This window comes from Catenulispora sp. GAS73, assembly GCF_041262085.1.
Lineage (GTDB): Bacteria > Actinomycetota > Actinomycetes > Streptomycetales > Catenulisporaceae > Catenulispora.
This window is the reverse complement of the sequence record NZ_JBGCCM010000079.1, coordinates 1-12,262: the sequence shown is the minus strand read 5'-3', so window position 1 is coordinate 12,262 and position 12,262 is coordinate 1. Positions and strand designations below refer to the sequence as shown.

Here is a 12,262-nt window from a genome sequence, read left to right as displayed (position 1 = left end):
ACAAGAACCCGATGTATCAGAGGTCTCGTTTCCCATGCCACCCGGCAGCCCAGGGCCTTGACACCCACCACAAACCCTTAACTACCCGCTCTTGCGGCCCGACCAGGTTGGCTTCGCCCGCCGACGCGGCGAGGGGCCCAGAACCAACACCCCGCATGGTCCGGTCGGACCCTGCCCCTCACCGACTCGTCACCCGCAGGTAGTACCCGTCCGGGTCGAAGACCCGGAAGTCCCGCAGCCCCCAAGGCTGCTCCGCCAGGCCGTCGGCGATCGGCCAGCCGCTCTCGACCGCGCGCTGGTGCGCCGCCTCGACGTCGTCGACCTCCAGTACCAGTTCGGCGCCGGAGGGGATGCTGCGCACCGCCAGCTCCAGATCGCCCCACGAGCGCACCGCGCCGATGCGGGCCGTGCCCAGGGCGACCGCGGCATAGGGGCTGTCGGTCGCGCGGCGGTCGTCGGACAGGGTGAAGCCCAGCACCCGGGTGTAGAAGTCGACGAAGGCGTCCAGGTCCGCGACGAACACCTCGACCCGCAGCGCCGCCTGGTGCTCGCGTGCCAAGATGCCCATGTTTACAACGTCGTGCCAGCGGCCGCCGCGGAACATGGCCTCGCGGCGGCGTCCCTCCTCCACGAAGCCGGCCTTGCGGTAGGCCGCGAGCGCCGCCGGGTTGTCGCCGTTGGCGCTCAGCTCGATGCGGTGCAGGCCCAGCTCCGTGAAGCCGTAGTCCACGATCGTGCGTACGGCGTCAGTTCCCAGCCCGCGCCCCTGGTGCGGTGCGCCGATCATCACCGCGAGCGTCGCGCAGCGGTCCTTCACCGTCGCGCCGAACAGCGCCACCTGGCCGACCAGCTCGCCGCTCGCGAGTTCCACCACCGCCAGGCCGACGTCGGCGCCGATGTTGGCGCACCATGCCCGGAACGTCACCGCGACCTCGGCGGCCGGCTTGGCGACGAACGGCCCGCTCGTCTGGCGGGCCAGGGTCCGCGGATCCGACCACCACGCGACCAGCGCGTCCAGGTCCGACTCCCGCAGCACCCGCAGCCCGACCAGCCGGCCCGTCAAGGTGAAGTCCGTCATGGTGACGTCCATCGATTCCGCCCCTCCCGCCGGCGGTGGCAGGGGCCAGCGCGGCATGGTTCACAGGGATCGTATCGATCACAGGCCGAACCGCTAGCGACCATTACCGACCGCTGCCGGTCGCCGCTGGTCGCGAGCCAGGCCCTACCGCCCCCGAGCCCCCTGCACCGCGCTCCGCGTCCGCTCCAAGGCCCGCGTCGTCCGGCTGAAGTTCCGCTGCGCCACGCCCACGAACAAGCAGTCCACCACCGTCAGCGCCGCGATACGACTCGCCATGGCCCCCGACCGGAACGTGGTCTCGCGCACCGCCGTCGTCAGCACCAGATCGGCCACATCCGTGATCGGCGAGCGCGGGAAGTTGGTGATCGCGATCGTCCGCGCGCCGTTGTCGTGCGCCTCGGCCAACGCCGTGACCGTCGCCGGCGTGGCCCCGGTGTGCGAGATCCCGATGGCGACGTCCCCGCGCCCCAACAGCGCCGCCGACGTCAGCGCCGCCTCGGCGTCCGGCCAGGCGAACGCGCGGTGGCCGATGCGGTGCAGCTTCTGGTGCAGGTCCAGCGCGATCAGCGCGCTGGCCCCGATCCCGTACACGTCCACCGCCCCGGCCGACACCACGGCGTCCACCGAACGCTCCAGCACCTCCAGGTTGATCTGCGCGACCGTGTCCTCCACCGCGCGCGCATCGGCGTAGCCGAGCTTGGTGACGACGTCGGCCAGCGAGTCGCCGGGCCCGATGTCGCCGCCGGCGGTGTGCGTCATGGCGGCGGCGTCCTCGATGCCGGCCGCGGCGGCCAGGCCGATCCGCAGCTCCGGGTAGCCCTTCAGGCCGACCGCGCGGCAGAAGCGGATGACCGTGGTCTCCGAGGTGTCGCAGTCGGCGGCCAGCTCGCTGATCGTCTTGGCCGCGACGCCCGCCGGGTCGGCGATCGCCGCCTCGGCCACCCGCCGCTCCGACGGCGGCAGCGTCGGCAGCAGAGCCCTGATGCGCACCAGCACGGTCGGCGGCGGCCCGGCCTCGCTGCCCAGCAGGGAAGCCCCGGCCGCGGCCGTCGCCACGCCGCCGGAGCCCGATCCGCGCGCGCCGCGGGAGGGCCGATTCGCGCCAGTGCTCATGCTGTGATCCTAAAGCCACCGTCGGCGTCGTCGGCACCGGTGTTGAGACTGCCGTCGGAACCGCCTTCGCGCACGTCACCGGGCTTCACAGCAGCACCGTTCGCGACACCGTTCGCGACACCGAACGCGGCGGCGACCGCGCCGTGCAGCGAGCGCCGCAGCTGCCGCGCCCGGTTGTCCCGGCCGTAGAGCACCGCGTTGGTCAGCAACACGCACCAGATCCCGGACACCGGGTCGAACGCGAGGCTCGTCCCGGTGAACCCGGTGTGCCCGGCCCCGCTCAGCGGCCACTGGTCCGACATGAAGTCGTACGAGTCGCCCCGCAGCGTCCAGCCGAGCCCGCGCCGGCCGTCCAGCCCCTCGGTCTGGCACCGCAGCGCCTCGGCGCGCGTGGCCGGGCTCAGGATCGGGCTGTTGTCCGCGAGCCAGCCCGCACGCAGATAGTTCGCCAGGTCAGAGGCGGTGCCGAACAGACCGGCCTGGCCCGCGACGCCGCCGAAGCTCTCGGCGTTCTCGTCGTGCACCACGCCCGACTTCGGGTCCTGACGCTCCGGGTCGTCGAACCAGTTCGCCTCGGTGGCAGCGAAATCCGCGGCGTCACGGACGGGCCGGAACCCCGTCGCCGTCATCCCCAACGGCGCGGCCACCAGCTCGCCGAACGCCTCGTCCAGCGGCTTGCCCGCGACCTCGGCCACGATCCGTCCCAGCATGATGAACCCCAGGTCGGAGTACTTCACGACGGTCCCGACCGGCGACTCCAGCGGCTCGGCGACCACCGCGGCGAACCGCTCCTCGGCGGTCCCGGGCATCCGATAGACCTCGCTGATCGCGGGCAGCCCGGAGGAGTGCGTCAGCAGGTGCCGGAGCGTCACCCGGTCCTTGGCCGCGCCGTCGCCGAAGCCCGGCAGGTACCTCGCCACCGGATCGTCGAGCCCGATCTCCCCGGCCTCGGCCAGCCGCAGCACACACGGCAGCGTCGCCGTCACCTTCGTCAGCGACGCCAGGTCATAGACGGTGTCCGGTCCGACGCCGGCGCCGAACGCGGCGACGCTGGCCGGGCGGCCGGTCCCGCGTCCGTAGGCCAGCACCGCGCCGGGCACCACGCCCTCGCGGACGGCCTCGGAGACGATCTCGCCGGGCTCGGTGCTCATCATCAGTTCCTTCCCGCGCGGCACCGGTGGTAGGTTTCCACCGTCAGCATGCCTGAAGACGTTAGCAAATGACGAAGAGGGTCGCGATGCGCGAAGCTGTCCCGGAAGACCTGCCGGCTCTGCGAGCCCTGGCCCGGACGAGCCTGGTCCACGATTCCGACGCCGAAGCGATCGTAGAGCTGCTGTGGTCCTCCGCCGCCGAGGGTTGCCGGATCGTGTTGGAGCACACCGACGCCGATGATGATGCCGACGGCACCGGCGGCACGCGCATCATCGGCTTCGCCCTGGGCTCACTGCGCCCGGCCCACGACGCGCTACCGGCCACCGGGCACGTCGAGCTCATCATCGTCGACCCGGAGCACCGCGAACTCGGCCACGGCCGCGAACTGCTCGCCGACCTGGAGCGCCGCCTCATCGCCGCCGGCGCGACCCGCCTGCGCATCCGCGGCAACCCGCCGCACTTCGCCTGGCCCGGCATCGACATCCGCTACACCCCGGCCGTCTGTATGGCCGCGGCGGCCGGCTACGAGCGCCTGCTGGACTGCAACAGCATGCTGGTCGACCTGGCCGCGGCGGACCTCGCGACCGAGAAGGACGAGCAGCGCCTGACCGAGGCCGGCATCGAAGTACGGCGCGGCCGGCCCGAGGACGAGCAAGCCCTGCGCGCCTGGTGCGACGAGGAGTTCGGCGGCACCTGGGGCCAGGAGGCGGCGATGGCGCTGCGCACGAGCCCGCCGACGCTGCACGTGGCCGTCCGCGACGGCGCGTACCTCGGCTTCGCCGGACACGGCATGCAGCGCGCCGACATGTTCGGACCGATGGGCACCGCCGAGGCCGCACGCGGTCACGGCATCGGCGCCGTCCTCCTGCGCCGCTGCCTGGCCGACCAGCGCGACGCCGGAATCGAGGTCGCCGAGATCGGCTGGGTCGGCCCGGCCCGGTTCTACTCCAAGACCGTCGGCGCTCGGCTGGGCCGCGTCTTTTGGGCTTTTGAAAAGTCCGTCGCGGCATGACGGTCTCCAGCAAGCCGGTTCGGCGAGGTGGAGCGGGAACCGTACCTGTTGTATCCGCGTGATGGAGAGTACTGATGTCAGAGCTCGATGTCTTGATCGCCCGCGTGCTGCAGCCGGGCTTCGTCGGCCCCGCGCTGCCGGACTGGGTACGGCGGCGGCTGGCCGGCGGGCTCGGGTCGGTGATCCTGTTCGCCGCGAACATCGAGTCGCCGACGCAGCTACGGACGCTGACGGACGAGCTGCGCGCGGAGAATCCGGACGTGTTCGTCGCCGTGGACGAGGAAGCCGGGGACATCACGCGGCTGGAGTTCGCCACCGGCTCCTCCTACCCGGGAAACCTGGCGCTCGGCGCGGTGGACGACGTCGCGCTCACCGAGGCCGTGGCCCGCTCGGTGGGCTCGCTGGTGCGCGCGGCGGGGATCGACCTGGACTACGCACCGGTCGCCGACGTGAACACCGAGCCCCGTAACCCGGTGATCGGCGCACGCTCGTTCGGCTCGGATCCCGCGCTGGTGGCGCGGCACGTCGCCGCAGCTGTGCGGGGACTGCACGCGGCGGGCGTCGCGGCGTGCGCGAAGCACTTCCCGGGCCACGGCGACACCGTGGTGGACTCGCACTTCGGGCTGCCGACAGTGCACGCCACGCTGGCGGAGCTGCGGCGCGACACGCTGCCGCCGTTCGCGGCGGCGGTCGGCGCCGGGGCGCGCGCGGTGATGGTCGCACACCTGCTGATGCCCGAGTTCGACGCCGAGCACCCGGCCTCGGTGAGCCCGGCGGTGGTCGGCGGGCTGCTGCGCGGCGAACTCGGCTTCGACGGGCTCGCGGTGACCGACGGGATCGGGATGGCCGCGGTGCGGGAGCGGTACGGGCTCGCCGGCGCGGCGGTGCGCGCGCTGGTCGCGGGGATGGACCTGGTCTGCGTGGACAACACCTCGACGGACGCGGACATCGCCGCGGTAACCAAGGCGATCGCGGCCGCGGTGCAGGATGGGACGCTGGCCGAGGGGCGGTTGGTGGAGGCTGCGGAGCGGGTGGCGGCGTTCGCGGCGTGGCGGCGGGAGGCGAGAGAAGTATCGGAAGCCGAGGCTGTGGGCTCGCCGGACGACGGACTCGCGGCGGCCCGCCGCGCTGCCAGGGTGCTGCGTGCCGACCCTGATGCATTGCCCCTGAAGTCCGCGCCGCACGTCGTCGAGGTCGAACTCCCCCGCAGCCTCGCCACTCCCCTCGCCGACCTGCTCCCCGGCACCACGCACGCGAAGCTCGCCGACACCGCGACCGTGCCCGCCGACCGCCCCCTGGTGGTCGTCGTCCGAGGCGTCCAGCGCTCCCCCGAGGACCTGGACCGTGTGACCCGCCTGGTGAAGGAGCGCCCCGATACGATCGTGGTCGACCTCGGTGTCGCGCACGTCGATCCCGGCGGCGCGGCGTGGGTGGCCGGCTACGGCGTCTCCCGGGTCTGTGTGCAGGCCGCAGCCGAGGTCCTGGCCGGCAGGTAGCGCCCCGACTGGAGGACCGAGAATGTGGAGGACCCGAGCATGACCGACCTCGACAACCAGACCTCCTACTGGGACGCCGTGGCGGCGACGAAGCGCTTCACGCATCCCCTTCACACCGCCTGGACCGACGCGCTCGCCCGGGACGCCGCGGTCCTGGACTACGGCTGCGGATACGGCCGGACCCTGGCGGACCTGGCCGTACTCGGGTTCACGAACCTCACCGGCGTCGACAGCTCGGCGGGGATGATCGACCAGGCGCGCGAGCAGCAGCCGGGGATGCAGTTCGCGGTCCTGGACGCCCCGCCGGCCCTCCCGTTCCCGGACGCGAGCTTCGACCTGGTCGTCCTGTTCGCGGTCCTCACCTGCATCCCCGGCGACGCCGCGCAGCGGCGGCTCATCGGCGAGCTGGAGCGGGTGCTCAAACCCGGCGGCCTGCTCTACGTCAGCGACCTGGTGCTCGGCGACGACACGCGCAGTATCGAGCGCTACGAACGCTTCGCCCCGACGCACGGCACGTACGGCATCTTCGAGACCAGCGACGGCGCGGTCTGCCGACACCACCACCCCGACCACTTCGTCGAACTGCTGGCCGACCTCGCCACCGAGGACTCCCGGCGGATAAGCGTCGCCACGATGAACGGCAACGAGGCCGCCGGGATCCAGGTGCTCGCGCGCAAGGCCCGCGCCTAGCGACGCGAACCCGCCCCCCACCGCGGGTTCGCGCCCGATCCGGGCCCTGCTACGGCTGCCGCCCCGACACCGCCAGCGCCTTCTCCAGCGCGGTCGCGTCCGGACCGACCTCCACCTCGGCGGCGAAGCCGTCGTACTGCCGGTACATCTCCGCCGAGGCGCCGACGGCCTTGGCGACGGTCGCGGCAACCTCGTCAGAGACCTGGTACGGCTGGCCGGTCGCGGTGGCGAGGTCCCAGCCGTGCAGGACCATCTCCATCAGGATCATCTCCGCGACCTGCTGGGCCGGGGTCTTGCCGCCGCCGGTGTCGATCTCGCTGTCCCACACCTCGGCCGGGGCCCAGGCGGCCAGGGCGCGGTCCAGCTGCGCGCGGTAGCCGGCGGCGTAATCCGCCTCGGAGGCGAAGTCGCGCTCGGTCAGGTCCGGGCCGACCTGCTCGCTGCGGGCCCGGCGCTCGAAGGAGTACGAGGTCCACAGGATCAGGTGGTTCAGCAGCTCCTTGACGTCCCACTGCGTGCACGGCGTCTTGTCGCCGAACCGGCTCGGGTCGGTCCCGGAAACGATGCGTGCGGCCTGGTCGGCCGCTTCGGTCAACTGCTCGTGAACGGTGCTCATACACCGACGCTATGACCCCGCACGCGGCCCGTCTTGAAGAAACGCGTCAGTGATCGCCGCTACCCTGATCCCATGTCCGAACCCCAGGTCAAACCGGTGGCCGATGACAGCCGCGGCATCGTGCGGCCGGCGGCGGCCGGCACGGTGTTCCGCCTGGACCGCTTCCCGCCGACCGGCGGCGCGGCGCGCTTCGTCGACCGGTACTGGCTCTCGACGTGGCGCCTGCCGCCGGGCATCCGGCACGAGCAGCAGGTGCTGCTCCATCCGGTGGTCAACGTGGTGTTCGAGGCGCACGGCGCGCTGGTGTCCGGAGTGGACACGGGGCGGTTCGCGGTCACCCTGGAGGGTGAGGGGCGCGCGCTGGGCATCATGTTCCGCCCGGCCGGCTTCGCGCCGTTCTTCGACGGCCCGCTGACCGCGCTGACCGACAAGGACGTCCCGCTGGCCGACGTGCCGGCCCTGGCCGGCCTGGAGTCGCTTCTGGTGCCGCTGGTCGCAGACCTGGACGTACCGGCCGAGGCGATCGCCGCCGCCGCGGACGCCGCCCTGGCCGATCGTGTCCCCGCCGAGCGCCAGGACTGCGAGACCACGACCGAGTGGGCCGACCTGGCGGTGCACGACCGGGCCCTGACCCGCGCCGAGGACCTGGCGTCCGCCGCCGGCGTCGGCATCCGCACGCTCCAGCGCGCCTTCACCGAGCACATCGGCATCGGCCCGAAGTGGTTCCTGCGCCGCTACCGCATCTACGAGGTCGGCGAGCGCATCGCCCACAACGAGCACGTCGACTGGGCCGCGCTGGCCACCGACCTCGGGTACGCCGACCAGGCGCACCTGACGCGCGACTTCACCGCCGCCTTCGGACTGCCACCGGCGCAGTACGCGGCGACGACACGTGAGGCGCGCGAGAAGACACCGGCGGAGCACACCCCCGCCGGCGAGCACACCACCGGATCCGGGAGCTGACCTTGGCTGACCACGACCCCATCACCCGCGACGTCCTGCGGACCTTCGAAGACGTGCGGTCCCGGACGTTCGCCCGTCTGGAGGGCCTGACCGACGCCGAGTACCTGTGGCAACCGGTCCCGGACTGCATGACCATCCGCCGCACCGACGAGGGCGTCTACCGCGCCGACTCACGGCTGCCGAAGGGCCCGGACGGCGCATCCGACGACGCACCAGCCCCAGTCACGACCATCGCCTGGCGCATGTGGCACATCGGCTCCGACTGCCTGCGCGGCTACCTGAGCTTCTTCGAGGACGTACCCGCCCTCGGCGACCCGTTCGAATGGCCCGGCACGGCCGACCGGGGCGTCCTGGCGATGGAGGAGGACTGGGCCCGCTTCATCACGCGCGTCGAAGCCCTCGGCGACGAGCGCCTGATGCAGCCGATGGGCCCACGCGCCGAGGAGTACGCCGACGCGAGCTACCTGGCGCTGGCACTGCACGCGCTGGACGAGGTCGCGCACCACGGCGGAGAGCTCGGACTGCTGCGGGATCTGTACCTGCGCGAGGGCGCCTGACCTCAGCTCTCCATCGAGATGTCCTCCACCTCACCGTCGTCGTCCAGCGACACGGCGATGAGGTAGTTGGTGACCTCCGCACCGATCGAGTAGTCGAGGATGACCCCGGAGTCTTCGGGTTCGGGGTCGAGGCAGAAATCGATGTGCACCAGGCTCAGTGCGGCGAGGAAGGTTTCGAGATCGATCGAGCCATCCTCGCCGACCATGGCCCCCAGCGCGTCGCGATGGTGCTCGGCGTAGAACCGGACCGTCGAATCCGCCTCGGCGAAGTCCACACGCATCCCGGCCCGCGCCTTGTGATCCAGCGCCTCCAGGTTCACCCCGTGGCGAGCCAGCCGGCCGAAAGCCGCGGCGTCCAGGCGCGCGCCGTCGAAGCTGATGTCAACCTGCGTGCCCATCGATCGTCTCCCGAGAAGTCGCCACGCCAAGGCCCGCCCTTGACGAGCGGGCCTCACCGTAGCAACAGGCGCCGACAAACTCCCGGCGTGCGCCTCAGTCCTCCTCGGCGTGCGGCAGCTTCGTCGAGATCAGGTCCATGACCGCCGAGTCGGCGAGCGTCGTGGTGTCCCCGATCGCCCGGTCCTCCGCGACGTCCCGGAGCAGCCGCCGCATGATCTTGCCGGAGCGAGTCTTGGGCAGCTCCGGCACCACGATGATCTGCCGCGGCTTGGCGATCGGGCCGATGGCCTTGCTGACGTGCTCGCGCAGTGTCTCGGCCAGTTCGGCGTACTCCTCGTTGCCGCCGCGCAGGATGACGAAGGCGACGATGCGTTGCCCGGTGGTCTCGTCCTTGGCGCCGACCACTGCGGCCTCAGCCACGGCCGGGTAGGAGACCAGGGCCGACTCGACCTCGGTGGTGGAGATGTTGTGGCCGGAGACGAGCATGATGTCGTCGACCCGGCCCAGCAGCCACAAGTCGCCGTCCTCGTCCTTCTTCGCACCGTCGCCGGCGAAGTAGTACCCCTGCTCCGCGAACCGTGCCCAGTACGTCTCGATGAACCGCTGCGGGTCGCCCCAGATGCCGCGCAGCATCGACGGCCACGGCTTGTCCAGCACCAGGTACCCGCCGCCGCCGTTCGGCACCGGCGTCCCGGCCTTGTCCACGACGTTCGCCGAGATGCCCGGCAGCGGCCGCATGGCCGAGCCCGGCTTGGCCTCGGTGACGCCCGGCAGCGGGGAGATCATGATCGCCCCGGTCTCCGTCTGCCACCAGGTGTCCACCACCGGCGTCCGGCCCCCGCCGATGTTCTCGCGGTACCAGATCCACGCCTCGGGGTTGATCGGCTCACCGACCGAACCCAGCAGCCGCAGGGAACTGAGGTCGAACTTCGCCGGGATCGCAGAACCCCACTTCATGAAGGTCCTGATGGCCGTCGGCGCGGTGTAGAGGAGCGTGACCTTGTACTTCTGGACGATCTCCCAGAACCGGCCCTGATGCGGCGTGTCTGGCGTGCCCTCGTACATCACCTCGGTGGCGCCGTTCGAGAGCGGCCCATAGACGATGTACGAATGCCCGGTGACCCAGCCGACGTCGGCAGTACACCAGTACACATCGGTGTCCGGCTTCAGGTCGAACACCGCATGGTGCGTATACGAGGCCTGCGTCAGGTAACCACCGGTGGTGTGCAGGATCCCCTTCGGCTTCCCCGTCGTACCCGACGTGTACAGGATGAACAGCGGTTGCTCGGCGTCGAAGCCCTGCGCGGCGTGCTCGGTGCTCTGCCGGTCCACCGACTCGTGCCACCACACGTCGCGCGCCGGGTCCCACGCCACCTCGTGCCCCGTGCGCCGGACGATGAGCACCTTCTCGATGGTCGGGGACGCGGTGGCGGCCTCGTCGGCGTTAGCCTTCAGGTTCACGATCGAGCCGCGCCGGTGGTACCCGTCGGCGGTGATCAGCAGCTTGGCTCCGGCGTCCTCGATCCGGCCGCGCAGGGCCTCCGGGGAGAACGCCGCGAAGCACACCGAGTGCACCGCGCCGATGCGGGCGCAGGCCAGCATCGCGACCGCGGTCTCCGGGATCATCGGCATGTAGATCGCGACCCGGTCGCCCTGGCGCACCCCGAGCTCGGTCAGCGCGTTGGCGGCCTTGCAGACCTCGTCCTTGAGCTCGGCGTAGGTCAGCGAGCGGGAGTCGCCGGGCTCGCCCTCGAAGTGGATCGCGACGCGGTCGCCGTTGCCGGCCTCGACGTGCCGGTCCACGCAGTTGTAGGCGGCGTTCAGCTTCCCGCCGACGAACCACTTGGCGAAGGGCCGGTCGGACCAGTCGAGGATCTGCGTCCAGGGCTGCTGCCAGTGCAGCCGCCCGGCCTGGGTGGCCCAGAAGGCCTCGCGGTCGGCGTCGGCCTCGGCGTAGGCCTCGGCGGTGACGTTCGCGTGGTCGGCCACGTCCTGCGCGGGGGCGAAGCGGCGGTTCTCCCTGAGCAGGTTGGACAGTGTCTCTCGGTTGACAGCGTTGTCAGTCATGTCTCCCAGCCCCAGTCCTCACGACGGAAGGGAACGAGGACCGCACAGCGGCCCTCGTTCCACGCTATTCCCCCGGGCTCATCGAGGCCAGGTCGGGAACAACTGCTTCTTGTGCGTCTCGTTGGCCACGGACGCCAGCGAGGCGTACCAGGCCGCCAGCGCGGTGATGATGCCGACGAAGCCACCGATCTTGGTGAACCCGGCCGGCCCGGTGGTGGAGTTCTGCCAGGCCCCGATGGCCAGCAGCAGGAACGTCAGCGTCAGCAGCCCGAACACGGCCAGGATTGCACCACTGGTACGCAGCGCCGCCACCGTCATGTACCCGGTGAACAGGAACCAGGCGAACAGGTACAGCCCGACCGTCTTGTGCGCGTCCTCCCCAGAACTCCAGTGCACGATGGCCCAGTAGCTGAGCCAGAACGCACCGAAGGAGGAGAACGCGGTGGCCCCGAACGTGTTGCCGCGCCGGTACTCCCACATGCCGGCCAGCAGCTGCGCCAGCCCCCCATAGAACAGGGCCAGCCCGAGGACGACGTCCCCACCGCCCTTCTCGGAGATGATGTTGGTGTTGAGAACGCTGAGGATGAACGTGGTCATGGCGAATCCGGCCAGGCCCAACGGGGCCGGATCGGCAATACCCGTGGACGGCGCGGGGGCGGGCGTGTTGGGGGTCTCACTCACGGCAGGTGCGTCCCTTCCCTTGACTACGAACGCCGCCGGCCCACACCGGCCGCGTCCCTGTCACCGTAGGTAGCCACACGCAAGCTGCACATGGCACCGAACCAGCGAACTGGACCATCGGTGCCTGGGATGCGCTGAACGGTTGCCACCGTGCGCTGAATGGGACCCCTGGGGCCGCTGAGTTCGAATTAACAGCCACGAAACGGGCGACAGCCGGTTGGCAGCGGGAAGGCAGGCAGCCGCGGCCATGCTGCTGGCCCCGGCGAGAACCGTTGCCTTGGCAACTGCGAATGGCGACGGGCCAGCGCGACCGGCCATGTCGTGAGGGGGTCCGAAGGACCATGCGGGGTGTTGGTTCTGGGTCCCTCGCCGCGTCGGCGGGCTCTGCCAACCTGCCCGGGCCGGTGGTGTCCAGCCGGACGAAGCAGCACCACAGCA

General features: G+C 71.3%; 12 protein-coding genes. 5 read left to right on the top strand and 7 right to left on the bottom strand.

From position 1 onward, the window contains the following. Nucleotides 1–178: 178 nt before the first annotated feature. From ABH935_RS50385 to ABH935_RS50375, 3 genes are all read right to left on the bottom strand, one after another. A complete protein-coding gene (locus tag ABH935_RS50385) occupies nt 179–1,090 on the bottom strand; it encodes a GNAT family N-acetyltransferase (protein ID WP_370385153.1) in 912 nt (303 codons plus the stop codon). 132 nt (nt 1,091–1,222) lie between these two features. Further along, nucleotides 1,223–2,191, bottom strand: coding sequence for a MurR/RpiR family transcriptional regulator (locus ABH935_RS50380; RefSeq protein WP_370385152.1), 969 nt, complete (start codon nt 2,189–2,191; stop codon nt 1,223–1,225). Beyond that, nucleotides 2,188–3,342, bottom strand: coding sequence for a serine hydrolase domain-containing protein (locus ABH935_RS50375; protein WP_370385151.1), 1,155 nt, complete (start codon nt 3,340–3,342; stop codon nt 2,188–2,190). The genes ABH935_RS50380 and ABH935_RS50375 overlap by 4 nt, the downstream gene beginning before the upstream one ends. Before the next feature lie 68 nt (nt 3,343–3,410). On the opposite strand from ABH935_RS50375, the gene ABH935_RS50370 reads away from it, so the two are divergent. The 3 genes from ABH935_RS50370 (at nt 3,411) to ABH935_RS50360 (ending at nt 6,541) form a co-directional block, all read left to right on the top strand. Next, entirely contained in the window at nt 3,411–4,355 is a 945-nt protein-coding gene (locus ABH935_RS50370; RefSeq protein ID WP_370385150.1) for a GNAT family N-acetyltransferase, read from the top strand. Nucleotides 4,356–4,429: 74 nt separating this feature from the next. Continuing rightward, nucleotides 4,430–5,851 carry a glycoside hydrolase family 3 N-terminal domain-containing protein gene (locus ABH935_RS50365; protein WP_370385149.1) on the top strand — a complete coding sequence of 474 codons (1,422 nt, stop codon included), beginning with the start codon at nt 4,430–4,432 and terminating at the stop codon, nt 5,849–5,851. A gap of 39 nt (nt 5,852–5,890) precedes the next feature. Further along, nucleotides 5,891–6,541, top strand: a complete 651-nt coding sequence (locus ABH935_RS50360) for a class I SAM-dependent methyltransferase (protein WP_370385148.1) — start codon at nt 5,891–5,893, stop codon at nt 6,539–6,541. Between the two features lie 49 nt (nt 6,542–6,590). On the opposite strand, the gene ABH935_RS50355 is transcribed toward ABH935_RS50360, so the two are convergent. Next, entirely contained in the window at nt 6,591–7,157 is a 567-nt protein-coding gene (locus ABH935_RS50355; protein ID WP_370385147.1) for a TIGR03086 family metal-binding protein, read from the bottom strand. A 72-nt stretch (nt 7,158–7,229) separates the two neighbouring features. Between ABH935_RS50355 and ABH935_RS50350 the strand changes: the two genes are divergently transcribed. Beyond that, nucleotides 7,230–8,120, top strand: a complete 891-nt coding sequence (locus tag ABH935_RS50350; protein WP_370385146.1) for a DUF6597 domain-containing transcriptional factor — start codon at nt 7,230–7,232, stop codon at nt 8,118–8,120. 2 nt (nt 8,121–8,122) lie between these two features. After that, nucleotides 8,123–8,677: a DinB family protein gene (locus ABH935_RS50345; RefSeq protein WP_370385145.1), complete on the top strand. Its 555-nt coding sequence runs from the start codon at nt 8,123–8,125 to the stop codon at nt 8,675–8,677. A gap of 2 nt (nt 8,678–8,679) precedes the next feature. On the opposite strand, the gene ABH935_RS50340 is transcribed toward ABH935_RS50345, so the two are convergent. From ABH935_RS50340 to ABH935_RS50330, 3 genes are all read right to left on the bottom strand, one after another. Further along, on the bottom strand, nt 8,680–9,075 hold the full coding sequence (locus tag ABH935_RS50340; protein WP_370385144.1) for a DUF2004 domain-containing protein: 396 nt from the start codon (nt 9,073–9,075) through the stop codon (nt 8,680–8,682). A 94-nt stretch (nt 9,076–9,169) separates the two neighbouring features. Further along, on the bottom strand, nt 9,170–11,143 hold the full coding sequence (gene acs / locus ABH935_RS50335) for an acetate--CoA ligase (RefSeq protein WP_370385143.1): 1,974 nt from the start codon (nt 11,141–11,143) through the stop codon (nt 9,170–9,172). A gap of 78 nt (nt 11,144–11,221) precedes the next feature. Continuing rightward, a complete protein-coding gene (locus ABH935_RS50330) occupies nt 11,222–11,824 on the bottom strand; it encodes an acetate uptake transporter (RefSeq protein WP_370385142.1) in 603 nt (200 codons plus the stop codon). Between the last annotated feature and the right edge of the window lie 438 nt (nt 11,825–12,262).